The following is a 24972-nucleotide window of genomic DNA, read 5'->3' as shown; positions in this document are numbered from 1 at the left end:
TCATACGACACACTATATCACAAATCCATCTTCCCTGAAAATGCATCCAGCCCTGCCGGACAAGAAAAAGGAAAAAACGGGACAGGCCGAAGCTCAGGCCTGTTCCGCTTTCAGTTCCTTGCGCAGCCTCTGGGCTGTCTCATAAACCTTCTTCCAGTCATCGGCATGAACGGTCGCCGGACTATATCTGGCCTGCTCGAACGTGCGGAGCAGCTCCCCGAAGGTCCCCGCCGCCGCCGGTTTCGCCTGGCTCCAACGAACCACCGATTCCCGCAGCGTTTCGTCGCCGCTCCGCTTCAGCCCTTTTCGCTGCGCGTAACGAAGCCAGCGCTCCGTTTCCGCAATCACTTTTTGCTCTGGCGTCAGCGGGCCGCCGCTCCGAAGCCGGAGCAGCAGGAAACGAAGCGACAACCGGCTGCGCCAAAACATATATCCGATCCACAGCACAAGGATTGCACTGGCCATCCAGATCACGAAGGACGGAAGCGCAGACTTGGCCTGCTCCGGTGCCGCTGCCTGCTCCTCTTCTTCCTGCACCTGCTCTTCTTCCGGTTGCTCTTCCGGCTCGTCCGCAGGCTGCACCTCCGGCAATTCGGTCAACAGCGGCATGTCAAAGCCCGGCGTCGCTTCAACCGGAATCCATCCGTATTCGCCGAAGTAGATTTCGGCCCAGGAGTGGGCATCCGCATTCGTTACGGTATACGTTGTTTCGATATCGGCACCCGGCTGGCGCGGAGCCTGCATGTCCGAGTTCAGGGACAGCTGCCCGGGAGCATATCCTTTAACCCAGCGTGCCGGAATGCCCTCGGAACGGGCCATCATGACAAGCGCCGTAGAGAAATAGTCGCAATAGCCCTCCATCACTTCGAACAAAAAACCATCGACAAAGTCATCGCTGACTTTCCGGGACAAGTCCGGGTTGTTCGTGTAACTAAAGTTTTGCTGCAAATAGTTTTGCAGTAATGCCACCTTTTCATACGGCGTGCTTGCGGCCCCCGTAATTTCGCTGGCGAGATCTTTAACCCGCTGCGGAAATTTGGAAGGCACTTGCAAATACATGTCGTCGGCCGGATGACTATCGTACAAATCGTCGTACGTTTTGGTTCGTAGCTCATCCACCACGATGACCGGGGCCTCGGATACCACTGTATATGTTTTGGGATATTGGGGCTGATTGCGGTTCGTCACCACATGCAGTTCGGCCTGGTCGGCGTTCCAAAGCATGCGGTTCGACTGCTGCTCGCCTTCCACCGAGCTTACCTCGGAGATCGAATAGGCACCGAACAAAATGGGATAAACGTTGTCGTTCAGCATCGTGACTTTCTGCGTAACCTGCTTCGTTTTCCCGCTGCCCGCATCGTTGTTCTCCAATGCCTCGCCAGGCTGCACGGCCTCGGCCGATACTCTGCGGTTGTCGTCCCAGCCCGTGCCGGTATATTCTTCCCGCGTTTCCCCGCGCCAATAACTGCGCTCACTGGTCGTGACCGACATGACGGGAGTATAGTCAAAATTGAATCCTCCGCCCAACTGGTTGTCTTCCCGGCTGTACCCGGACTCGGTGGAGGTTGGGATGTCCAGCGTACCGTTTCCCGCCTCGATCGAACCGCTTCCGGTATAGTTCCGCCATGCCGTATACGGGTCCGTCAGGGTTGGCGGAACCTCGGGCATATTTACGCTCGCCACGATGATCAATGAAAAAATAATGGCAATGTTGGCGATAATTTTGTACGGATACCGAATCAGCCGTTTCCACCCTTGCGGATATTGCAATTGGAAGCTGCGGAAATGCTGGCATACCAGCCACCCCATCCCCGCAAACATGACCCAAGCCACTTCGGTCCAGAGCGGAATCCGGGTGAACGAATCCAAAATGCCCATGGACACGATGTTGATCCCTAAAAAGACAAGAATGCGCCGTTTCGTTGTCACCAGCCGGTGCGCCGCCTCCAGCATGGCCCATGCACACAGCGAAAACCAGACATAAGGAACCATGTGCAGCAGAAATTGCTCCGTTCGCTCCGTAAACGTTCCGTAAGGGATGTATACGGAGTAATCCACTAAGGTTTTATGCAAAATAAAAAAGATAGCGATGACTTTGATGACCGTTCGATACAACAGTTTAAGCGGCAATATAATCTCCAAAACGCATACCGCCGCCATCGTCCAAAGCACCAGCGACGTCGTCTCCGTGTACCAGGATTCCTCGGTAAACGAGATCCACTGCAGCCCGATCAGGAAAATCCAAAGCAGGGATGCCGCATGGTACCAGGACCGTTTGCCTCTCGACAAATCTATAGGTGCGCTCATGCGGCTCCTCCTCCCATCACGGTCGGAAGCTCCTGCAGGCTGGAAACCGTAAACGCCCTCGTTCCCCGGCTTCGCAGCAGGGCAGTCCATTCTGCGCTTTGCCGCTCTTCCTTGATATCTACTAAAATGTGGCACGGCGTCATGCCGCGCTGATCTGCCCAACGCAGCAATTCAAGCACCTTCTCATCCTTCTGGGGAGAAACGACGACAAAATAGGCTCCTTGCGGCAGCTGGCGTGCCAATCTTTCCACACCAGGCAGCAAGCGTGCATCCCGACCGTCATGTTGAACGTCCACCAGATGATGAATCATCCTTTGTCGATCCAGCAAGCTCTCGCTGGGCGGAATCAGGGAAGGCTCGTCCGACAGCGTCATGAGTCCCATCCCCATTCTCTCCCGCGTGCCATACTCCAGCAGCGAGGCTACGGTGGATACGGCCAGTTCAAACGCCTCCGATCCCGCGTAGCTGGCGGCCAGCGCATCGAGTACAAGCACCGTTTTGGGAATGGATTCGTGTTCGAACTCCTTCGATTTCCACGTTCCCGTCCTTGCGGTTGCGTTCCAATGGATTCGGGATAACCGGTCACCGTATACGTAATCCCGCACACCGTTGATTTGGGTCGTTTCGCGCCGCGAACGCGTCATCGCCGTCTGCGGCCCTGCCAATCTCGACTTGCGGTCATACAGCTGCCAAAACGGAATGAACACGGTTCGGGGGAGAACCCTGAATTCGCTATGCGCCTTGAAGGTGCCTTTGTGCTGAACGAGACCGAATATATCCTCGCTGGTGCACTCGGTATCCAGAAACGCATATTTCCCTCTTTCCAACGGAGGCGTCTGAAAGGTCAGTTCCCCCGTCCCCCGCATATTCGGCAGCAGGCTTTCCCGGAAAGACCAGGATTCGCCGTTATGGCGTCGCAGCATTTCCTTTACGACGACATAAGGAAGAGGCAGAAATCCTGGAATGCTCAATCGCAACCGAACCTGGACCTGGTCTCCCGCGTGCAGAAGCTCCTCGTGATCCTGACCCGACGAAAGGAAACGTTCCCCTCTGGCACGCCTAACCCCGCCCAAACCCGCAATGACGAGGTACACGCACAACAAGGTTACCATCGACAACAGCATAATGGACGTTTTGCCTCCCTGAAACAAAACGTAAGCCAGACAGCACAGCCACACTGCCGCGATGCTCCACGCGCGGGGATGGCGTAGCTTTTTTCTGACCGAACCCATGATCTGTTTCATGATTTTATTGCCCCATCGTGACAGGCACGCGGACCTGATGCAGGATGGAAGCAAGCGCGGCTCCTGAACTCATGCTGTCCAGCCTTGCTTCCGGACGGAGCACGATTCGATGGGCCAGAGCGTAAGGAGCCATCGTTTTCACGTCGTCCGGAAGCACGTAATCGCGTTCCTGCAAAAACGCGAAAGCTTTCACGGCCATCATAAACGAAATGGCTGCCCGCGGGCTGGCACCCAGCAATACCGACGGGTGGGAGCGCGTGCTGCGAACGATGTCGAGCAGATAGTCCATGACCGGCTCGCCAAGGAACACATCCTTGATTTCCTGCTGGATCACCGAGATCTGTTCCATGTTGGTCACCGACTCGAGCCGGTCGACGGGCTGTCCCGACTGGTGCTGCTTCAGCAGCGTTTTTTCAATATCCTTGTCCGGATAACCCAGACTGATCTTCAGCATAAAACGGTCCAGCTGCGCCTCGGGAAGCGTATACGTCCCTTCAAAGTCGATGGGATTTTGCGTGGCGCAAAGCATGAACGGATGTGGCAAATCGTACGTATCGCCGTCCACGGTCACGCTGCGCTCCTCCATGACTTCCAGCAGAGCGGATTGGGTTTTGGTGGTCGCCCTGTTGATTTCGTCCGCGAGCAGAATGTTGGTCATGACAGGGCCCGGACGGAAATAAAAGCGCTCGTCGCGCGGATGGAATACCGATACTCCAGTAATGTCGCTTGGCAATATATCAGGATTACATTGAATGCGGCGGTATTCGCCGCGCATCGATTTGGATAAGGCCTTGATCAGCTGCGTCTTGCCGGTTCCGGGTACGTCTTCGATCAACACGTGTCCACCTGCAAGCAATGCTGTGAGCAAAAGCTGGATTTCAAAGGATTTCCCCATAATGCACGATTCCAGATTGGAACGGACTGCCGAAATGATTTGGATCGATTCTTTGCGCACAGGCATTTGGTCTAAACCTCCTAAAAAAGCAAACAGATTTCCTTTTATTGTACATGATTGTAGGTCCTGAGTACACTCGAAGGAAATCGCAATTTGTTTCCAGCCGCCGCCTCTGCCGCAAAGTTTGTCCATTTACGACAAAAAAGCCCGGAGATTACCGGGCCATTGCCATTTTGCTTTTTGCCGCTGAACGCCCGGCGATTATCCTTTGGGACGGACGACCAATGCCGCCAGAAAGGAAAAAATAATCGCCGAGGAAATGCCCGCCGCGGTCACGTCAAAGATGCCCGTAATGACACCGAGCCATCCATCGCGTTCCAATTCGGTCAGCGCCCCATGAACCAACGAGTTGCCAAAGCTCGTAATCGGAATGGATGCCCCCGCGCCAGCGAACTTGACAAGCGGATCGTACCATCCGAACGCATCAGCCAACGCACCAGCCACGACCAGCGTACTCATCGTATGCGCAGGGGTCAGCTTGACGCCGTCCATCAAAATTTGCCCAATCACGCAGATGAGGCCCCCGATGATAAAAGCCCACAAAAACTGCATCGTTTAATCCTCCTTTTCAATGGCGACCGCATGCGCGATGCACGGAATGCTTTCACCCTGTTGGTACGATAGCGGGGACAGCAAAGCCCCTGTAGCAACGACGAGCACCCGCTTCAGTTCGCCTTCCTGCATTCGGTTCAATATGTGGCCATACGTTACAGTCGCCGAACAACCGCAGCCGCTGCCTCCTGCAACGACTTGGGGCTGCTTGTCCCGATCATAGATCATCAAACCGCAATCGTTGAACGTCGTCTGCTCCATAGAGATACCTTCCTTCTGAAGCAATTCCTTTGTGATCGGCAGTCCCACGGAAGCCAGATCGCCGGTGACGATCAGGTCGTAATAACTGGGGTCAAGCTGGGTATCCCGGAAGTGGGAGACGATGGTATCGGCTGCTGCGGGAGCCATCGCAGCGCCCATGTTGAACGGATCCTTAATGCCCATGTCCATGACTCTTCCGATGGTTGCCCTTGTAACGGCAGGGCCTTCTCCGGTACGAGCCACGACGCTGCAGCCTGAACCGGTAACGGTATATTGGGCATACGGCGGCTTCTGCGAGCCGTATTCCGTCGGATAGCGGAACTGCTTCTCCACCGTGCAATTGTGGCTCACCGTACCGGCCAACACGTAATCTCCGGCTCCGGAATCGACGATCATGGAGGCCAGCGCCAGCGTTTCCATCGATGTGGAGCACGCCCCGAACACGCCCAAATAAGGCGCTCCCAGCTGCCTTGCGGAAAAGGAGCTGCTAATGATCTGGTTCATCAGGTCACCGCCAACGAAGAAATGAAGCTCCTCCTTGGTGATATTGGCATTGATCAGCGCCAGTTGAGTCGCTTTTTCCAGCAGTTTGCGCTCCGCTTTCTCCCACGTCTTCTCGCCCATTTCAAGCGTGTCGTATACATAGTCGAAATCGGAAGCGAGCGGTCCCTGCCCCTCGTCCGGCCCTACGACCGTCGCTCGGCCGATGAGACGGGGACGGCTGTCGAACTGCCAGGTCTGACGGCCGACCCTTTTCATAAATGCCCACCCCCGAATCCGAGAAAGGCATACACGACGCCGATAATAAACGCGGCGACGACGCCAAAGACGATGACCGAGCCGGCCAGCTTGAACATGTTCGCACCGACGCCGAGGACAAGGCCCTCCGCCCGATGCTCAAGCGCGGCGGAACACATGGAGTTGGCGAACCCGGTTACAGGCACGGCCGTTCCCGCTCCGGCCCATTGGGCGATTTTGTCGTAAACGCCCAAGCACGTCAAAATGACCGAGATCAAAATCATGACCGCCACGGTAGGACTTGACGCTTGCTTGGACGTCATGTCAAAGCCTGCCATAAAAGCCTGTTGGATCGCTTGTCCGATCAGGCAGATCGTGCCGCCCACAAAAAAGGCCTTAACGCAATTGCCCCAGATCGGCCGTGCCGGTTCATGTTTTTTGGCAACCTTCTTGTACTCCTGCTCGCTGATGGATATGGACGATGCTTTTTTTCCACTGCCGAATCCCTTCGTTTGAGTTGGCAAGGTGAAGACCTCCTTCGAAATGGAATCACGCTGCTCACAGCATGTTGGAGTCAATTCCTCTCTACATTGTTTGTTATTGCTCCCAAGGTTATGTATCCGGCAAATCGAGGCATTTATTTCCAAAGCAGCTCAAGCCCGCAACCGGATGTCGGAGGTTTCAATACCCTAGCGTCACAAATAAATCAGGACGATCACGAGCAGCATAAACAGTACGATGATGATGATCTCTTCTTTTCTCTGGTAATCCGGCTTCATCGTTGTCTCCATCTCCTTCAGGGGTCCGATTCCGTTCCAGTTATGCATATTCACAAACCATGCTGCCAGACAGGGGCATGTGCGGAGATTTGCAGACCTTCTACGCGGCTGTGGGTTATTCCACCTTTCCTATACATGACGCAAACATGGACATTTGGGATAACAACGTTCATACTATGATGTGACCAGTGGTTAATTTGTCTTTCCTTTTCCGGAAAGCCATCCGTCCGGCAGCCGTTCTGCCGCGACTTCGTTTACCTTACATACAAACAGAGGAGTTGGTTATGCATGAATCAAAAAACGCTGGACATGTTTCGCACATTGACCGAATTTCCGTCCGTTTCGGGTTTTGAGCGCGAACTGCGCGCTTGGATGAAAGAACAAATGTCGGCTTACACGCAAGAATTCGTTCAGGACCGATTGGGAAGTCTTTTCGGCGTACTGCGCGGGGAAGAAACCGGACCGAAAGTCATGGTAGCCGGTCATTTTGACGAAGTGGGCTTTATGACGACAGGCATTACGGAGACCGGCATGATCAAGTTCCGTCCACTCGGCGGATGGTGGAGCCAGGCCGTGCTGTCGCAGCGATTGCAGATCATTACGCCCGATCGCCGGATTACAGGCGTAGTCGGATCGACACCTACCCATTTGCTGGACGAATCCCAACGCAGCAAACCCGTCGATCTGAACCACATGTATCTGGACATCGGAGCGGATAACCGGGAAGAAGCCGAATCGTGGGGCATCCATCCAGGCATGCAGATCGTGCCGATCTGCGAGTTCACACCGCTCGCCAATCCGAAAAAAATCATGGCGAAAGCTTGGGATAACCGTTACGGGGTTGGCTTGGCGCTGGAACTTTTGGAGGAACTGCACAAGGAGCAGCTGCCGAACACGCTCTACAGCGGCGCAACCGTTCAGGAAGAACTGGGTCTACGCGGTGCTCGTACGGCAGCGAGCCTCATTCAGCCTGACATTTTCTTTGCACTCGATTGCAGTGCAGCCAATGACATGACCGGCGACAAACAATCGTTCGGACATATCGGCCAAGGCGCCCTGCTGCGAATCTTCGACCCGACCATGTTCACTCACCGCGGCATTGTGGAATACGTGCAGGATACAGCTTCCACGAATCAGATCAAAATGCAGTATTTCATCTCTCCGGGCGGCACGGACGCCGGACAGGTTCATCTGAGCGGCATCGGAGTGCCTTCTACGGTCATCGGCATTTGCGCGCGCTACATCCATACGTCTTCTTCCATTATCCATACGGATGATTATGATGCGGCGAAAGAGCTGCTCGTGAAGCTGGTCAAAGGTCTGGACCGGACCACGCTGAATACCATTATTGATAACGCCTGAGCGATCGTAATAACAGATTGGGGCTGTCCCGTAGGTCATGAAAATGACGAGGGTCAGCCCCTATTTCTTTTCAGGTCGAGAACCTTTCATCCGAAGATTTCATAAGATAGAATACATAAGCAAGTTCCAAACCGAGAAAACAGCAGGTGATCCGTGATGGCAACCGGAAGGAAAGGGAAAACGACCAGATCATCCAATAAAAATTCAAATAAAACGAACGTAGCCAACGATCTGCTGAACGGAAGCCTTTCAAGCAAAAAACTGGCTTTCATCGTCGCGGCTTTGCTTGTTAGTGGCAAATTAAGAGTTGACGCCGTTACGCTATTCCGGGGAGCAACCTTGCTGGTTACCTTGACGGGACGATATAAAACGTTGAAGGATTTTCAACCGAGCAATGCGGATCAATTGAAGGATTTTCTGGATCAGAATGGAGATATGACCATCAATGACATCATTCAGGTTTTCCAGCAGCGAATGAATTCCTGATGCAGGATGCGGAAGGTGAGGGATTGTTGTGGAATCATCCGCTTTCGATGGCGTCGGCTTTGCCGAATTGCTGATTGCTTTCATTCTTATTATGCTGTTCGTGTTCGGATCAACGGACATCGAAACTCTGTCCGGTGCACCCACCAGCGGCTAAACCATTCAACATGCGAAGCGGATTTGCTCTATGGCTGCGCATAGTTAAAAAAACGCCAGTCCCGCATCATCGGAACTGGCATTTTTGGTTCGAACGTCGTTTGCGGTTGCCTGGCCGGCCATTCATAAAAACATCGGCGAAAAGGCGATCCAGGCCAAAATCAGCGTCAACACGATACATACGTTTTCAACCACGGCCCCATGCCTTGATCCGGTGCTCATCAAGTTGGCGCGGATCCGCCACTTCAATGGCGGCAACGGCTTGATGCCGCGATTCGTCAGCGAATCGGCTAGAAGATGCATGGCATAAGCCGAACCTCCGGCCAGCCAGATGGCATCCCCCTGCTGCTGCTGGGTTGTCGCATACAACAGCCCCGTCCATACGGCGGTTCCATACAGCGTATGCGTAAGCCCCCGATGCGTGAGCGTGGTGCAGAGCATGAGCAAGCTTCCCCCGATCAAGTTCCAGGGTGCAAGCGAATGGCCATAAAACACAAGGCCAAGCCCGATCGCAAACATCAACACCTTGCGCAGCGACCTGGACGGCAAAAACGAAACGAGCGCGATCAGCGCGGCAAGCAGCAAATTCCACGGTTTGGCCGGAACGACAAAATAAACGAACACGGCCGCGGGAAGCAGAATCGTTTGCAGCAGCCGAAGCAAGCCGTTTGGCAGCGCCTTGGACACCAGCAAGGAATTCGGTTCGTCGATGTCCGGCAGCAGCGAACCGATTAACGCCGCGGCAACGGCAGGAACGGTTACAGGCACGCCCGCAAATTGAAGGACAGAAAGAGAAACGCCTGTCCCGATAATGAGGTGGGATCTTCCCATCATGATGCCATAACATCCTTTCGCAAAAATAGGGAACAGGGACGGTCCGCCTTTTATCATACAATGAAAGCGAAATAAGAACAATAGTTCGCATTTATCATTTGCCTTGATCCTCCATTTTGTGGTAGTAGCGCGTATATCCCATTCATACATGAAAAACACAAATAATAAATTATCGTTTTCGTGAGCCCCGTCACACTTTTAAATTAGTGATCGTTTTATCGTTATTAGTGAAAAATATCACATAATATGTCGGCTATGTCATGTATGATTCAAATATGGACCACTAAAATTCGTGGTAACGCACAGTGTACATCCAAGGAGGCATATACACATGAACGGGAATAGAGAAAAGTTAGTTATTATCGGAAACGGCATGGCAGGAATCAGCACGGTGGAGCAAATTCTGAAACTCAGCTCCCGCTTTGACATTACCGTCATTGGAACAGAACCTTATCCCAACTACAATCGCATCATGCTTTCTTATGTGCTGGAAGGCAGCAAAACGATCGACCACATCGTACTGAACGATCTGCACTGGTATGCGGACTACGGCATTACACTGCATACAGGCACAACCGCTACACGGATTGACGCGGAAACACGCGAAGTCGTAACCGACGCGGGCACAACAATTCCTTATGACAAAGTGATCATCGCAACAGGCTCCAGTTCGTTTATCCTTCCGGTTCCCGGACATGACAAACAGGGCGTCGTCGGTTTCCGGGACATCGCGGATTGCAACGAAATGCTCGAAGCGGCCAAGCAATACAAAAAAGCGGCGGTCATCGGCGGCGGACTCCTCGGCCTCGAAGCGGCTAAAGGTCTCGTGCAGCTCGGCATGGACGTTACCGTGGTGCACTTGATGCAGGACTTGATGGAGCGTCAGCTTGATCCGCAAGCCGCAGCCATGCTGAAGGCGGAACTGGAGCGACAAGGCATCAAATTCAAAATGGGCGCGGAAACGAAGGAGTTGATCGGCGGCGAGCGCGTGCAGGGCCTTCGATTCGCCGACGATTCGGTGCTGGATGCGGATTTCGTCGTGATGGCGGTCGGCATCAAGCCAAACACAAGCGTGGCCCGCGAGAGCGGCATCGAAGTGAACCGCGGGATCGTGGTCAACGATTATTTGCAAACCTCGATGGAAAACGTCTATTCTGTCGGCGAGTGTACCGAGCATCGCGGCACCTGTTACGGCCTCGTTGCCCCATTGTTCGAACAGGGCATGGTTCTGGCGAAACATATTTGCGGCGTGGAAACCGCCCCGTATGAAGGCTCGGTGGTATCCACGAAACTGAAAATATCGGGCGTCGACGTGTTCTCGACAGGCGAATTCCTGGACAGTCCCGAACATACGATCATTTCGCACAAAGACGACTGGAAACGCACGTACAAAAAAATATTGCTGCGCGACAACATCATGGTCGGGGCCGTGCTGTTCGGGGACATCACCGATTCAGCCGAGCTGCAAAAATTAATCAAACAACAGGCGGTAATGACCGATGACCTGTACGCTTCACTCATGGGTACCGGCTGCGGCGGCCACAAAAAGGCTACCTCCGTGGAAACGATGCCTGAAGACGAGATCGTTTGCGGCTGCAACGGCGTTACCAAAGGGGCCATCGTGGATGCCATTACCAATCAAGGGCTGAGCAGCGTGGACGAGATCAAAGCCTGCACGGGTGCAACCCGTTCTTGCGGCGGCTGTAAACCGGTCGTGGAACAGATTTTGCAATATGTACTTGGAGACGGCTTCACAAGCGGAGCCAAACAAGGCATCTGCAGCTGTACCTCGCTGAGCCGGGACGAAATCGTTGCCGAAATCCGGGAAAAAGGACTGCAAACAAGCAAAGAAGTCATGAACGTACTTGGTTGGTCCCAGCCTGAGGGATGCTCGAAATGCCGTCCAGCCATCAACTATTACCTGGGCATGATTTACCCCGACACCCATGAGGACGAGAAAGAATCTCGTTTCGTGAACGAACGCATGAACGCCAACATTCAAAAAGACGGTACGTATACCGTTGTACCGCGCATGTATGGCGGGGTAACTACGCCGGAGGAACTGAAACGCATTGCCGACATTTCGGTGAAATACGACGTCAAAGCCGTGAAAGTAACGGGCGGGCAGCGGCTCGACTTGATCGGGGTTAAGAAAGAAGACCTGCCACAAGTATGGGCCGAACTGGATATGCCTTCAGGTTACGCGTACGCCAAATCGCTGCGCACGGTCAAAACATGTGTTGGATCGCAATTCTGCCGCTTCGGTACGCAGGATTCGATGGCCATGGGCGCGCTGCTGGAGCGCAAGTTCGAACGCCTTGATCTGCCTGCCAAATTCAAGATGGCCGTGAACGGCTGCCCGCGGAACTGCGCGGAATCGTGTACAAAAGATATCGGGATCGTGGGCAACGATGGCGGCTGGGAGCTGTTCATCGGCGGCAATGGCGGCATCAAAGCCCGCTTGGCCGACTCGCTCTGCAAAGTGAAAACCGACGAAGAGCTGATCGAGCTGTGCGGTGCGATCATCCAATATTACCGCGAAACAGGCAATTATCTGGAGCGGACGTCGGAGTGGGTAGAGCGCATCGGGCTGGAGCAGATCCGGTCGGTCGTGGTAGACAATATCGAGGAACGCAAAGCATTGATGGCCCGAATCGAGTTCGCCTTACAGCAAGTCGAGGACCCTTGGAAAAAAGCATTGCGGAACGAACAAGGACAAAGCAAGCTCTTTCAAGGCATCGAGGTGGCAGCTCGTCCATAAACCCAGGCACCTTCCGCCCCGGCCTCGGTCGGGGTTTTCATAGATGATCATTACAGACAAAGGAGAGATTCATATGACGACCAAGCAAACGGGAACGTATTTCGCAGCGGGAGAGATTGAGGAATTTCTGCCGCGCATCGGAAGAGTGGTTGATATTGAGGGCCATGAGCTGGCCGTTTTCCGTGCTTCCGACGGGACTGTATTCGCTGTGGACAACAGCAATCCTCACCCTAAAGGCGGACCGCTGGCGGAAGGCATCGTGTCAGGACATTATTTGTACGACCCGCTCTACGATTGGAAAATCGACCTCAGCACAGGCTTGGTGCAAGCTCCCGATGAGGGTCAAGTCCGCATGTATCCGGTAAAAATTGAGGATGGCCGAGTCTGGATCTCCATATAACTCGCCAGCGCCACCACTTCTGTATCGCACACCTTTTATTTGAGTTCCTTAATGGGGGAAAACGACATGTACACACCTAATGTTGAAGGCATTATTGAAGCCGCCGTCAAAAAGCGGGACGCGATGAACAACAGCCTGCCGCGCTATATGGTATCCGCCCTGATGGCGGGCGCTTACGTGGGTCTGGGCATCATTCTCATTTTCAGCATCGGCGCCCCGCTGCTCGCGGCCAAATCGCCCCTGCAAATGATGCTGATGGGCATGTCCTTCGGTCTTGCGCTCACACTGGTCATTTTTGCCGGTTCCGAGCTGTTTACGGGCAATAACATGTTTTTTACGATGAGCACGCTCGCCGGGCGTACCACCGTGAAGGATACGCTGAAAAACTGGGGCCTCGTCTTCCTTGGCAACCTGATCGGCGCCGTGCTGCTCTGCCTGCTGATATTGGGCAGCGGTCTATTCAAAAGCGCGGCCCCGGAGCATATTATCTTTGCCGTATCGGCCAAAAAAATGGCCGCCCCGGTCACCGAGTTATTCTTTCGCGGCATCCTGTGCAACTGGCTCGTCTGTCTTGCCATCTGGATGTCCTCCCGCTCCAAGGAAGACATCGCCAAGCTGGTACTGATCTGGTGGTGCCTGTACGCCTTTATCGCCAGCGGATACGAGCATAGCGTGGCCAATATGACGCTGCTTTCCCTGTCCTGGCTTCTTCCGAACCATCCGGATACGATTACGCTCGCAGGCTGGTTCCATAACATGATTCCGGTTACGCTGGGCAATATCGTCGGCGGAGCGCTTTTTGTCGGCATGGCGTATTGGTACGTGTCCCCTGTACGCAAAAAAGCAAGGCCGTAAAAGCTAACACAAGAAAAAGGCAACCCTGGGAATGTTGCTCTCCCCGAATGCCTTCTCATTACAGAGGCATAATAAAACCACGGAACTCAGCAACCGCTCACATATGGAGCGGAAGAGAACTCTGTGGTTTTTGTGTTTCCAGGAAGACGCTGGTCCCGTTATTACCGAATCGTCTACGTTCGTTAATACTGCGTTGACAGATCTGGAGTATAGTCGGTTCATACTACAGCAAAGGATGATCACTCCATGGGCATTCATACGTACTTTCGATCGCTGAACGATCTGGAACGCATTATCCGTACTCCGGGCAAGTTCAAATTCGAGGAGCACAGCGTCTCGGCGCATTCCTGGAAAGTCGTGCAGTACGCCAAAACGCTGGCCGATATCGAGGAATTAAATGGCGTCGCCATTGATTGGAAGAAGCTCTACGAGATTACGAGCAGCCATGATTATGGCGAAATTTTCATCGGCGACATCAAAACCCCGGTCAAACATTATTCCCTTGAACTTCGCTCCATGCTGCAGCAAGTCGAAGAAGGCATGGTGGCCCATTTCATCGATGAGAACATCCCCGAGCAATTTCAACCCATCTTCCGCAGACAACTGCGCGAAGGCAAGGATCACAGCGTCGAAGGTTTGATCCTTGAAGTTGCCGACAAGATGGACCAGGTGTACGAAGCATTCGCTGAAATGCAGCGCGGCAATACCGAGAAAGAGTTTATCGTCATGTACCGCTACGCCCTGATCAAGATCAAAAACATCGACCTGCACTGCGTGCGTTATTTCCTCGATCACATTCTCCCCGATATCGTGCAGGAAGGACTTCTCTCCCCGATCGACATCCGCAAAATTACCGAAGAAGCGATGGCCCAGTAATAGCCCTGCCGATCAGCTCACGTCACCCTGATGCGCAGACTGGGCTTTTTTTCGTTGCGCGCACTGCTGCCGGTAATCGCTGGGGTACAGTCCCGTTTTGTTTTTGAAAATCCGGCTGAAATAGTGGGAGTCCCCGTACCCTACCGCTCTGCCCACGCTCTTGATATCCATGTCTTCATGGGCAGCCAGCATCCGCTTGGCCTCGTTCAGCCGCAGCCCGGTCAAATATTTGAGCGGCGTTTCCCCGGTGACCTTTTTGAAGCATTTCCCCAAATAATCGACGCTGAAATGCAGCTGCCCCGCCATGTCCTGCAGCGTGATCTCATGCATGTAATTTTGTTTCAGGTAGAGCTTCACCGCATCGGCGATATCCTCCGGCTGCGCCTGCTCCTCCGTCACGGCGCTGACATGGGTGAGCGAATCCGCAGCATGGCCCAGCTTGATTTCCATCGCATCCAGCAGCGCTCGCAGCTGATCTTCCCTTAACGGCTTGAGCAGATAATCCTCCACTTTGTAGCTGATCGCCTGCCGCGCGTACTCGAATTCATGATGGCCGCTCAAAATGACGATCTTCACATGCGGGTAGGCGAAATATAGATGTTTGGCCAACTCCAACCCGTTCATCACCGGCATCTGAATGTCCGTCACTACGAGATCGGGGACCGTTTGCTCCATCAATTGCAGCGCTTCACGGCCGTTCCGCGCCTCTCCGATGACTTCGAAGCGGGAATCCAGCTCCCGAAATTTGCGCGACACATTGCGACGAATCAACGCTTCGTCTTCTACGATGATCGTTCGATAAGTCATTGCCATCGTTATCCCTTCTCCTTTCGAATGGAACCGCCGATCGTGATGCGCATCCCGCCGGACGGCAGATTCACGATGTGCATGCAGGCCGCGTCACCATACCATAATTTCAGCCTGATCCAACTGTTTTTGAGCCCCATGCCGTTGATCTGCATGTCGGGCATCCGCTCCCAATCGTGCGAGGATTCGATGTACTGTTCCATCGCCGCGAGCGTCTCCGGCTCCATGCCTGGGCCGTTGTCTTCCACTGTCATGCTCCATGTCCCCTGTTCCTCATCCTGCTCCCCCGTAATTCGCAATTTCCATGGCGGGACGTCGCTCAGCCCGTATTTCATTACGTTTTCCAGCAAAGGCTGAATGAGCAGCATTGGAACGACCTGTCCTTTCATGTCTTCTGGAATATCGAACTCATACTGCAGATCATCCTCAAACCGGATTTTCATGCATTCGAGATAACGTTCGCAGTACTCCAGCTCTTCCGCCAACGTAACGCCGTTTCTGCCGGAAGCTGATATATAACGCAGCATCGAAGCGATGTGGCCGCAAAAAGCAACAATTTCTTCGTTCATGCCTTCCTCGGCCATAATGCTGATGTTCGTGATGTTGTTGTATAGAAAATGAGGATTCATCTGCGATTGCAGCGCCAGCAGGCGAGCCTGCGTTTCTTCCGACTTGAGCGCCAGCATGTCCTGGAAGGACTGTACCAGCTGCTGGTTCAGCCGAATGAACGTATCGTTCAATTCATCCATCTCCCGAATGGAGCCTGGGTGCTCCAGCTTGAACATTTGCGCAGGGTCCTGTCCCGTTTCGAGCTGCTGAACGCCCGTTTTCTGAATGATGCGCTGCAGGCGATGCAGCGGCAAAGTGACCCTCTTCGAGATCAGATAGGATAAAAGAAGAATTAGCATAAGCGTGCCCACGGTCACCCCGATGATCAACAGCGCCATCCGGTTCAGGCCGGCAAACAGCGATGATTTCGATTGCGTCAAAATGACCGTCCATCCCGTCTCCCCGGACATCGCGTAAGTCATCATCTGCTTCGCCCCTCCGTCAAATGCGGCCACTTCCTGCATCGTTTCGGGTGCATAACCGCCACTGCGAATCATTTCTTCGTAATAATTGGCTACCGCCGCCGAGGAACCATCTCCGTCCGCGGAGAACGGATACAACCGTCGGCTTTGGTCATCCAACACGTAGATATGCAGCTCCTTGTTGCTTGCCTGCAATTCGTCCAGCGAACCAAATACGGTGTGTGCATCCTGCAATATTTCGACGATGCCCTGACTGACATAATTGCCGTCTTTGTACACCCGTGTTAACGAAAGGTACTGGCTCGTCGGCCGTCCCTGCCCGGTCGGCATGGGCAGCGAACCACCCTCCAGAAGCTGCAGGACGCGCCATCCGTTTCGCTCCCACGTTTCTTCGTACCACGGACGTTGGGTCATGTCGACGGACAGCTGCCCGTTGAACGCCCCGGCGCCGATCATTTTGCCGTTTACGTCATAAATGTTCGCCTGCTGCGCCGTATTCGAGCTGCTGATGACGGCAAGAATGACATCGATGAGCGTGGTCGTATCCTTGTAAAATGCCGAGTCCGCAATGGGCCGCTGAGGATCTTCCTCCGCAGGGGACAAGTAATGGCTGAAATGCTCCTTGACCAGGTTCGAGTAGACGATGCTCATCGAAAAATTGTTCATTTTGATGATTTCCTGATCCAGATTGCTCACGATCGACATGCTTAGCTGTCTTTGCTGGTCAGCGCTGCGGCTGCGGATGTCGTTTGCGAGAAACATGTACAGCAAGCTGGCCACCAGCAGCGCAAACACGATGAACACGGCGGAGTAATACGTAAACAGGCTTTGCTGCAATGTTCTAAAACGATATCGGACCATGGTTTATCCACCCCGTCAAAATGATCATGTCTGGCGCCCGGCGAAAATGTCCACCTCAACAGAACGCTTTTGTCTATTGAGCGATGTTCCCGTTCACAGTAAAGTTATGCACATAAAGAATACGCTTACATTAAGCGTTATGCAAGACATCATATCTTATTCCATCGGGAGGTTCAATGATGAAAACGAAATTTCTAGCTACGCTCGCAGGCTTGCTGCTTCTGTCCGGCCTGCTGCTTGCCGCATGCGGCTCGGGGGACAAATCCGAAGGTTCGGGCAAGGTAACGCTGACCTTTGGCACAAGCCAGACGGGCATTCCGCGCACAGGCATCATGCAAGAAATGGCCAAGGAATACGAGAAGGAAACCGGCGTCAAAATCGACTTCCAGGTCGTTCCGGATGCCCAGTGGCGCGATCTGATCAAAGTCAAGCTGGCTTCGGGAGAAGCGCCCGACATTTTCAACGTGGACGTGGACCCGCTCAGCATGCCGGCGAACGTAAGACCGGAAGAAAATGCGATCGACCTGACGGGCGAGGAGTTCACCGGCCGCATGTCGGAAGAGATTTTGCCAACGGTCAGCCACAACGACAAAGTGTACGGGGTTTCCTTTGCCCCGACGAAAATATGGTACGTGTATTACAACAAACGCATCTTTAACGAGCTCGGCATCGAACCGCCGACCACGTACGCGGAATTTAAGGAAATCAGCCAAAAGATCAAAGAGAAAGACATCATTCCGTTCTATCAGGCTGCGGCAAGCGGCTGGTACCAGGTGCTGCCTCTGTTCGAAACCGGACCAAACTACGAGAAAAGCACGCCTGGCACCTACGACAAGCTGAACAGCAACGAAATGAAGGTCGCCGACCTGACGCAGCTCAGAACGGTATTGGAGCAGCTGAACGAATTTGCCGAGCTGGGTTACTTCGGTAAAGACTTCCTGTCCAACACGGTTGAGGCGGGCATCGAAGCCTTCGGCCAGGAAAAGGCAGCCATGCTGCTTCGCGTTCCGGGCACGGAGAAGGAAGTCGCCGAGGCCTATCCGGCCATGAAGGACAACATGGGATTCTTCGTGATGCCATGGGGCGACAACCAGACGATCGGCGTGAACCCGGGCGGTTCGGCGGCCATGTTCGGCAACAAAAACAGCAAACATCCGGAAGAAGTGTTGAAGTTTTTCCGTTGGATCACCAAACACGAGAACCTGCAAAAAGTATTTGACGGCGGCGAAGGCAATCTGACCATCTGCTGGCCGGAAATCGAGCCGAAGCTGACCCAGGATTACATCGATTACGAGAAAGCGCACGAAAAGGGCACGGTGATGCAAGCCGCAGTCAAATATATCGATCCGCAGTGGATGGATATCGGTAAAGACATCTCCGGCATGTTCGCCGGAGCAATGACGCCGGACCAGATTCTGCAGAACATCGATAAGCGCCGGGCCGAACAAGCCAAGGTATTGAAGGATGAGGCGTGGCAATAAGCCGCGTCCGGCATCGCCGCGCGCGAATGCACGCAAAGCGCGCGGCAGGAAGGAAGGGTGTTGCTTGACATGAATGCAAACAAAATTTACCCATGGTATTTCTCCTCTGGCGCGATCGTGCTGTACGTTCTCTTTATCGTCGCTCCCGCGGTGCTGGGCATCTATTATTCCTTTACCGACTGGAACAGCTATAGCCCGGAGAAAAACTTTATCGGGTTCGAACATTTCCGCACCATTCTGGCGGGAGACCCGACATACCTGCTGTTCATCAAAAACACGGTGATCTTCACGATCGTGACCGCCGTGGCCAAAACGGTCATGGGCCTGTTCCTCGCCCTGCTGCTCGTCAGCGGGGTGAAGATGGCCAACCTGCACCGCATGATCATTTTTTCGCCGCAAGTGCTGTCGTTCCTGATCATCGGCCTGGTGTTCAAAAGCTTGCTTGATCCGAACAACGGCTTCGTCAATGTGACGCTGCGTTCGCTTGGACTGGACGCATTGGCCCAAAACTGGCTCGGTTCGCTGACCTGGGCCATGCCATCCATTATGGCGGTCGATACGTGGAAAGGCATGGGGTACATCATGGTGCTGTTCATCGCCGGCCTGCTCTCCATCCCGCGCGATTATTACGAAGCTGCGGCCATTGATGGAGCCGGGTTCTGGCAGCGTTTATTCAAAATTACGATCCCGATGCTGATGCCAACCATCACGATTGCCACCGTGCTGAACATTACCTACGGGCTGCGCGTGTTCGATGCGGTTTACGTACTGACCAACGGTGGACCCGGCAACGCCACCGATGTCATCAACACAGCTGTATATTCCTCGTTCGCGAAGGGATACTGGGGCCTTGGCAGCGCGCTGTCCACGATTCTGTTCGTCATTATGGCGATCATTTCGTTCTTTATCATCCGCTTGATGAGCCGAAAGGTGGAACTGTAGATGCAACTGAAAAAAAGACTCGTGTCCATCGGCCTCAACGTGGTCGCGTGGATACTCAGCCTGATCGTGCTGATTCCGTTCGTGGTCATCGTGCTGAACTCATTCAAGTCGGACGCGGAGGCCAAGGTACTGAAGCTGACACTGCCCGAAACCTTCATTTTCGACAACTACCGCATCGTCTATGAACAAGGGCATCTCGGCGGCTCATTCTTCAACAGCCTGCTGCATTCCACGGCCTCTTCCCTGCTGCTGGTCGTCGTTGTGGCCTTCTCGGCCTTTACGCTGTCGCGCAATCATTCGAAGCTGAGTGGTTTCCTGTACTTCTTTCTCATTCTCGGCATTACGCTGCCGCTCAACTACATTCCGCTGATGGAAGTGATGAAAACGCTGGGCATGATCAATTCCCATATCGGCATGATCCTGTTATACACCGCTATGGGCATTCCGATCTCGCTGTTCATCACGTACGCATTCGTTTCGGGGATCCCGAAGGAGCTGGACGAAGCGGCCATCATGGACGGCTGCAATGCCATCAAGCTGTTCCTGAAAGTGATCATGCCGCTGCTGACTTCCGTGCTCGTCACGGTATTCGTGCTTAATTTCCTAAGCGTGTGGAATGAATTTACCGCTCCCCTCTACATGCTGAACACGGTGGAAATGTGGCCGATGACGCTGGCCGTGTACAATTTCTTCGGGCAATTCAGCGCCCAGTGGAATCTCGTCAGCGCCGATATCGTGCTCACGTCGCTGCCGGTGTTGATCGTGTTCCTGATCGGGCAAAAATACATCGTCGGCGGCCTGACGTCCGGCGCGGTGAAAGGGTAAGTCGCAGGTTTGATGAAAGCGATGTGCGCTCTACCTTTTCTAGAGGCTTGAATGCCTATATAAGTTGAACCACTACACGAAGTCACTACGGGGGCAGAACCATCTTCCGATCGTCATTATCCCCAGATTTTTTGATCCCTTTTCAAAGGGAAAATCCGGTGATAAACACGAGGTGTATGCTTCCGATAGAGCTTTCTTACAGAAAGCTTTTAGCTCCGCTTCTTCGGATTCTTTCTGCCCCCTTCGTTTTTGTGTAACGGTCTAGTTCAACTTATAAAGTGCAATACGTTTTAATGACGCCTGACCACAAAAAGCTGCCCCCATTTAGCCAAACGTAATGGCATCCAAGGGGCCGCTTTTTAATGCGTTTCTCGCCTTAATCATGCGCCAAGTCTGTTTCGCCCGAACGACTTATATGCGAATCATTGTTCCAGCGCTTTGATCGTTTTCAGACGGGACGTGATGCCTGCGATGATCACAACGAACAGGCCGGCAATGATAAACAGCAGAGCGATGCCCCTTCCTTCTCCCGTACCCGTCACCTGACCCACCGTGGATGCCAACGGGCCGTCCTCCACCAGCAGCGGATTGAACACATGATCTGCCAGGAAACCAGCCAGGCTGTAAGCAATGATAAAGCCAAGCTGCGACAGGATGCCGATGATGCCCCATACCCTGCCCTGTTTTTCGTTGGAAATATTGCTGCGCACCAGCACGTCGGCGCTCATGTTGACGAACGGCAGCGAAGCCAGGAACAGGAAACCTGCGGAGATCATCAAATACATGTTTGTAGATACACCGATCAGCGAGAATGACAGACCGCACATCACCAATCCGGTAACCAGCACGCTTGCATATTTCTTGGACATCCTAAACACGCCAATGCACAGGCTGCTGATCAGCATGCCGACGGCGCTTACCGACTGAAATGTCCCGAGCGTTTTTGCATCAGCAAAGGCGAGGATCATCGGACCGATGAGCGTCTCCAGAAATCCGATGTAAAAGGTAATCAGCGAAATAATCATGACCAGCAGCAGCACGCCTTTATTGGTGACCACTTCCGTCCAGCCTTCCCGAAGATCCGTCAGCCAATGACGGTTTCTTTCCTCCTCCATGCGTTCCACCTTCAAGCTTTTGCGGATAACCAGCACGGCCAGAATCGCCACCACGTAGGTCAATATATTGACGACCAAAATCGTTTCAATGGTCGTTATGCTCAGAAGCATGCCTGCGATAATCGGCGAAAACAGAAACTTGGAGGATTCCGCGAGCTGTACGAGGCCGCTTCCTTTGGAGAATTGCTCTTCAGTCAGCAGATCGGTTGCCGAAGCCTTGTAAGCCGGGCTTTGCAGGGCTGAGAATACGGAGCTGAACGCTGCCCCTGCATAGATATGCCATAGCTGGATATCTCCAGTCAGCATGAACGACAAGATGAAGACCAGCCCGGCAGCCGAACCGAGATCGCCAATGATCATCATCAGACGTCGGTCGAACCGGTCGGCCATAACGCCTCCGATCGGCCGCAGCAGAATGTTCGGCAGGAAGGTAAAGAGGGTGATCAGCGCCACGCTTGTGGCGGTATTGGTTTTCTCGAAGGCATACACGCCGAGCGAAAACGCCGTCAGCCCGATGCCGATCATCGAAATCAGTTGGCCGAACCATACCAACAGAAATTTGTGAAACGATTTTTGCACGTTTGGTTCCATTGTTCCGACTCCTTTCAGAATAACGCTTCAGGTTAATGGGACAGATACCGTTGGCTCATATAGGCAAAGCTGCCCTTCTCCGCACCAATCACACGTCGAAGGTACCTTTGGTTTGGCAATCTCGCATGCGCGTAAAATATCGTTTACCGCTGTTTTGCCGTATTTCCGGACGATGAAGCGCGTGTCTTCAGCATCGAGAATGTCATTAAAACGCCGCCGTTCTTCCGGGTGTTCGACGACTCTCATGCGATTCTCCAATCAACTCGACCGACTGTCGGTCTATTCTAGTCATCAGAGCGCCCTTTTAGAACCCCATCTCTGCCTGCCATTGCAACAATCGTCCTCTCTCTTCCACCATATACAGGCTTACGCCCCGACCTTGCCGCTACCTCCACATCATGAAAACTGATGTCATCCATCCCGCTGATGCTGCAGCAAAACGTGGATTTGCCAAAGGCGGACGGCCCCATACCCAACATCTATGGATAAATATGTACGAATTAAACAGATTATAGCAAGGATGACAGTAAGACAAATCGGCCTTGGGTTCGGATTCATGCTCCGCCCGGAGACCGATTCGCAACGTCTCGGATGTTCATTTGACGAAAAAGGAATTGACTTTTATTTATTTTGTAACTATTATGGTTACAACGGTGGTGATGATCGATGAAACAGATCAGCAGTCGCTTTTCCATCGCGGTGCACACCCTATCCCTGATCGCAACGATGCCGAATGAATGCACGGGAGACCTGATCGCGCAGAGCGTGAACACCAATCCCGTCATCATTCGCCGGATCATGTCGAGCCTGAAGAAGGCGGGCCTGATCGACGTAAGGCCAGGCGTGGGCGGTGCTTCCCTGCTGCGGGACCCGGCAGAGGTTACGCTGCTGGACGTGTATCGCGCCCTCGATGTCGTGGAGGACGGGCAGCTGTTCAACTTCCACAAAAATCCGAACCCGGCATGCCCGGTCGGACGAATGATCGAGCATTCTTTGCGGGCCGAGCTTGACGAAGCCCAGAAAGCGATGGAACGGCGTTTGAATAGCGTAACTTTGCAGCAGATGATGGATCAGGTCGACGTCTCGGATTAAAAGCTCCTCAGGAGCTTTTTCTTCCCCCTTCGTTGTAATCACTTCTGTTATAACTACATCGATAACAACAAGCAAAACCATACAAACTACTTTTTGGAGGGACATTTATTATGAAATATCTCGTTACTGGTGCTACAGGTCATTTGGGTTCATTCGTCGTGGAGGCTTTGCTGAAAAAAGTGCCGGCCTCCGAGCTCGCTGTCAGCGTGCGCAATCCGGAAAAGGCACAGCATTTGAGCGCTCAAGGCGTAGAGGTCCGCCACGGCGATTTCGACCAGCCGGAGTCGCTGGCTGCGGCATTCGCGGGCGTGGAGCGCCTGCTGCTCATCTCCGCGGACGGCGATAATGAAACACGCATTCGCCAGCATGAAACAGCCGTACAGGCTGCCAAAAACGCCGGGGTGCAATTCATCGCCTATACCAGCGTGGCCAAAGCCGACGAGAGCACGCTCGGACTCGCCGAAGTCCATCGCGCAACCGAGAAAGCCATCCGCGATTCCGGCATTGCATACTCCCTGCTGCGCAACAACTGGTACCTCGAAAACGAAGGCGGCAGCGTTCAAGCTGCGGCACAAGGCGCGCCTTGGGTGCATGCAACAGGTTCGGCCAAAGTAGGCTGGGCTACGCGCAGCGATTATGCTTACGCGGCGGCGGCGGTACTGGCGGGCGAAGGGCACGACAACACCGTATACGAGCTTTCCGGCAAACCGATCACGCAAGCCGAGCTTGCTGCCATCGCAGGCGAAGTGCTTGTCAAGGACATTCCGGTGCAAAACGTGGACAGTGCCGCTTACGCGGAAATCATGAAAGGCGCCGGCTTGCCGGACTTCGTCGTCTCCATGCTGGTGGATATGCAAAGCGCGATCGCGCAAGGCGCGCTCAATGTCGAAAGCGATACGCTGGAACAGCTGCTGGGCCGTCCGGCGCAACCGCTGAGCGAAGGCATCAAAGCGCTTCTCGGTTAATCGAGAGGAAAACGAGTACGACCGCTTACAAAAGCATGGCAAGCACAAAAGGAGCACCCAAGGCGAATCATCTTCGCTGGAGGTGCTCCTTTGTATATTGTGTTTGTATTCGTGTCGACATTCGGCCTAATCCCGGTGAATGTATTTCACGGGAACGTGGTCGGCCAACCAGATGTTCTCGTTGCCATGATAAAAGGAAAGGCCGTCCGCTGCAGCCGCCTGTGCATCGATGCGCAGGATGACCGGCTTCGGGTCACGCCGGCTGCCCACCAGCGAAGCCGTCTCGACGTCGGCAGACAGATGCACGTATTGGCGCTGCCGCGGCTGCAATCCCTGTGCCATGATCGAGTCCACCGCGCGCGTCGGCGTTCCGTGATACAACCATTGCGGCGGCTGCGCAGGGGTTCGGCTTATTTTTTGCGGCGTCGAATGGCCGTATAATGCCCGTATGCGGCCGTCCGCGATCTCGTGGCGCTGCTTGTCCGAGGCCTGAATCATGCGATGCAGGTCCGCTTCCGTGACGGCCGTCCATTTCTTGCTCTCATGCAAAGCCGCCAGCAGCTGGCTGATCTCGACCCAGCCTTCGTCGTCCAGCTCCAGTTCATACTCCCAAGGCGCGTGCCGCAGCGCGTAAGACAGCTCCTTGCTTAATTTCATCAAATCCATTGGTCTCACACCCCTTTCCATTCGCTGCCGCTA

25 protein-coding genes are annotated in these 24972 nt (G+C 53.7%); 12 read left to right on the top strand and 13 right to left on the bottom strand.

The features are described 5' to 3' along the window. Positions 1-93 precede the first annotated feature (93 nt). From L6H98_RS29450 to L6H98_RS29420, 7 genes are all read right to left on the bottom strand, one after another. Entirely contained in the window at positions 94-2307 is a 2214-nt protein-coding gene (locus tag L6H98_RS29450; protein WP_236421270.1) for a transglutaminaseTgpA domain-containing protein, read from the bottom strand. Next, positions 2304-3539 (bottom strand): DUF58 domain-containing protein, encoded by a 1236-nt coding sequence (locus L6H98_RS29445; protein ID WP_236421300.1) that lies wholly within the window; start codon positions 3537-3539, stop codon positions 2304-2306. The genes L6H98_RS29450 and L6H98_RS29445 overlap by 4 nt, the downstream gene beginning before the upstream one ends. Before the next feature lie 16 nt (positions 3540-3555). Then, positions 3556-4512, bottom strand: a complete 957-nt coding sequence (locus L6H98_RS29440; protein ID WP_236421269.1) for a MoxR family ATPase — start codon at positions 4510-4512, stop codon at positions 3556-3558. A 195-nt stretch (positions 4513-4707) separates the two neighbouring features. After that, complete coding sequence (spoVAE, locus tag L6H98_RS29435; protein ID WP_236421268.1) at positions 4708-5058, bottom strand: stage V sporulation protein AE; 351 nt, start codon at positions 5056-5058, stop codon at positions 4708-4710. Between the two features lie 3 nt (positions 5059-5061). Continuing rightward, complete coding sequence (spoVAD, locus tag L6H98_RS29430; protein WP_236421267.1) at positions 5062-6078, bottom strand: stage V sporulation protein AD; 1017 nt, start codon at positions 6076-6078, stop codon at positions 5062-5064. Further along, on the bottom strand, positions 6075-6581 hold the full coding sequence (spoVAC, locus tag L6H98_RS29425) for a stage V sporulation protein AC (RefSeq protein WP_236421266.1): 507 nt from the start codon (positions 6579-6581) through the stop codon (positions 6075-6077). The genes spoVAD and spoVAC overlap by 4 nt, the downstream gene beginning before the upstream one ends. Positions 6582-6752: 171 nt before the next feature. Then, entirely contained in the window at positions 6753-6890 is a 138-nt protein-coding gene (locus tag L6H98_RS29420) for a hypothetical protein (RefSeq protein WP_236421265.1), read from the bottom strand. Between the two features lie 234 nt (positions 6891-7124). Here L6H98_RS29420 and L6H98_RS29415 point away from each other — a divergent pair, with 234 nt between their 5' ends. The 3 genes from L6H98_RS29415 (at position 7125) to L6H98_RS31320 (ending at position 8838) form a co-directional block, all read left to right on the top strand. After that, complete coding sequence (locus L6H98_RS29415) at positions 7125-8198, top strand: M42 family metallopeptidase (RefSeq protein ID WP_236421264.1); 1074 nt, start codon at positions 7125-7127, stop codon at positions 8196-8198. A 156-nt stretch (positions 8199-8354) separates the two neighbouring features. Then, the gene (locus L6H98_RS29410) at positions 8355-8684 is read left to right on the top strand and encodes a hypothetical protein (protein ID WP_236421263.1); all 330 of its coding nucleotides are present in this window, start codon (positions 8355-8357) and stop codon (positions 8682-8684) included. Between the two features lie 28 nt (positions 8685-8712). Beyond that, positions 8713-8838 (top strand): hypothetical protein, encoded by a 126-nt coding sequence (locus L6H98_RS31320; RefSeq protein WP_290371509.1) that lies wholly within the window; start codon positions 8713-8715, stop codon positions 8836-8838. A gap of 122 nt (positions 8839-8960) precedes the next feature. On the opposite strand, the gene L6H98_RS29405 is transcribed toward L6H98_RS31320, so the two are convergent. After that, positions 8961-9671: a metal-dependent hydrolase gene (locus L6H98_RS29405; RefSeq protein WP_236421262.1), complete on the bottom strand. Its 711-nt coding sequence runs from the start codon at positions 9669-9671 to the stop codon at positions 8961-8963. A gap of 331 nt (positions 9672-10002) precedes the next feature. Between L6H98_RS29405 and nirB the strand changes: the two genes are divergently transcribed. The 4 genes from nirB to L6H98_RS29385 all read left to right on the top strand — a co-directional run bounded on the left by nirB (position 10003) and on the right by L6H98_RS29385 (position 14563). Next, positions 10003-12432, top strand: a complete 2430-nt coding sequence (nirB, locus tag L6H98_RS29400; protein ID WP_236421261.1) for a nitrite reductase large subunit NirB — start codon at positions 10003-10005, stop codon at positions 12430-12432. A gap of 73 nt (positions 12433-12505) precedes the next feature. After that, the gene (nirD, locus tag L6H98_RS29395; protein WP_236421260.1) at positions 12506-12832 is read left to right on the top strand and encodes a nitrite reductase small subunit NirD; all 327 of its coding nucleotides are present in this window, start codon (positions 12506-12508) and stop codon (positions 12830-12832) included. 66 nt (positions 12833-12898) lie between these two features. Then, entirely contained in the window at positions 12899-13687 is a 789-nt protein-coding gene (locus L6H98_RS29390) for a formate/nitrite transporter family protein (RefSeq protein ID WP_236421259.1), read from the top strand. Positions 13688-13933: 246 nt separating this feature from the next. After that, positions 13934-14563 (top strand): YfbR-like 5'-deoxynucleotidase, encoded by a 630-nt coding sequence (locus L6H98_RS29385; protein ID WP_236421258.1) that lies wholly within the window; start codon positions 13934-13936, stop codon positions 14561-14563. 12 nt (positions 14564-14575) lie between these two features. Here the strand turns inward: L6H98_RS29385 and L6H98_RS29380 are convergent, their stop codons facing one another. Both L6H98_RS29380 and L6H98_RS29375 read right to left on the bottom strand, forming a co-directional pair. After that, positions 14576-15376: a response regulator gene (locus tag L6H98_RS29380; RefSeq protein WP_236421257.1), complete on the bottom strand. Its 801-nt coding sequence runs from the start codon at positions 15374-15376 to the stop codon at positions 14576-14578. A 2-nt stretch (positions 15377-15378) separates the two neighbouring features. Further along, a complete protein-coding gene (locus tag L6H98_RS29375; RefSeq protein ID WP_236421256.1) occupies positions 15379-17262 on the bottom strand; it encodes a histidine kinase in 1884 nt (627 codons plus the stop codon). A gap of 176 nt (positions 17263-17438) precedes the next feature. Here L6H98_RS29375 and L6H98_RS29370 point away from each other — a divergent pair, with 176 nt between their 5' ends. The 3 genes from L6H98_RS29370 to L6H98_RS29360 all read left to right on the top strand — a co-directional run bounded on the left by L6H98_RS29370 (position 17439) and on the right by L6H98_RS29360 (position 20510). Further along, positions 17439-18743: an ABC transporter substrate-binding protein gene (locus L6H98_RS29370; protein ID WP_236421255.1), complete on the top strand. Its 1305-nt coding sequence runs from the start codon at positions 17439-17441 to the stop codon at positions 18741-18743. A gap of 69 nt (positions 18744-18812) precedes the next feature. After that, on the top strand, positions 18813-19685 hold the full coding sequence (locus L6H98_RS29365) for a sugar ABC transporter permease (protein ID WP_236421254.1): 873 nt from the start codon (positions 18813-18815) through the stop codon (positions 19683-19685). After that, positions 19686-20510 carry a carbohydrate ABC transporter permease gene (locus L6H98_RS29360; RefSeq protein WP_236421253.1) on the top strand — a complete coding sequence of 275 codons (825 nt, stop codon included), beginning with the start codon at positions 19686-19688 and terminating at the stop codon, positions 20508-20510. Between the two features lie 422 nt (positions 20511-20932). Here L6H98_RS29360 and L6H98_RS29355 read toward each other — a convergent pair whose 3' ends face one another. Together L6H98_RS29355 and L6H98_RS29350 are read right to left on the bottom strand one after the other, a co-directional pair. Continuing rightward, on the bottom strand, positions 20933-22216 hold the full coding sequence (locus L6H98_RS29355; RefSeq protein WP_236421252.1) for an MFS transporter: 1284 nt from the start codon (positions 22214-22216) through the stop codon (positions 20933-20935). Between the two features lie 27 nt (positions 22217-22243). After that, positions 22244-22462 carry a hypothetical protein gene (locus tag L6H98_RS29350; RefSeq protein ID WP_236421251.1) on the bottom strand — a complete coding sequence of 73 codons (219 nt, stop codon included), beginning with the start codon at positions 22460-22462 and terminating at the stop codon, positions 22244-22246. 420 nt (positions 22463-22882) lie between these two features. Between L6H98_RS29350 and L6H98_RS29345 the strand changes: the two genes are divergently transcribed. Together L6H98_RS29345 and L6H98_RS29340 are read left to right on the top strand one after the other, a co-directional pair. Further along, entirely contained in the window at positions 22883-23308 is a 426-nt protein-coding gene (locus tag L6H98_RS29345; RefSeq protein WP_236421250.1) for an Rrf2 family transcriptional regulator, read from the top strand. A 110-nt stretch (positions 23309-23418) separates the two neighbouring features. Continuing rightward, complete coding sequence (locus L6H98_RS29340) at positions 23419-24273, top strand: SDR family oxidoreductase (protein ID WP_236421249.1); 855 nt, start codon at positions 23419-23421, stop codon at positions 24271-24273. Positions 24274-24399: 126 nt separating this feature from the next. Here the strand turns inward: L6H98_RS29340 and L6H98_RS29335 are convergent, their stop codons facing one another. After that, a complete protein-coding gene (locus L6H98_RS29335) occupies positions 24400-24939 on the bottom strand; it encodes an RNA 2'-phosphotransferase (protein ID WP_236421248.1) in 540 nt (179 codons plus the stop codon). Positions 24940-24972 lie beyond the last annotated feature (33 nt).

The sequence above is a fragment of the Paenibacillus sp. JJ-223 genome (genome assembly GCF_927798175.1).
GTDB lineage: Bacteria > Bacillota > Bacilli > Paenibacillales > Paenibacillaceae > Paenibacillus > Paenibacillus hubeiensis.
Note: the sequence above shows the minus strand (reverse complement) of the source record. Positions and strands in the feature narration are given on the sequence as shown.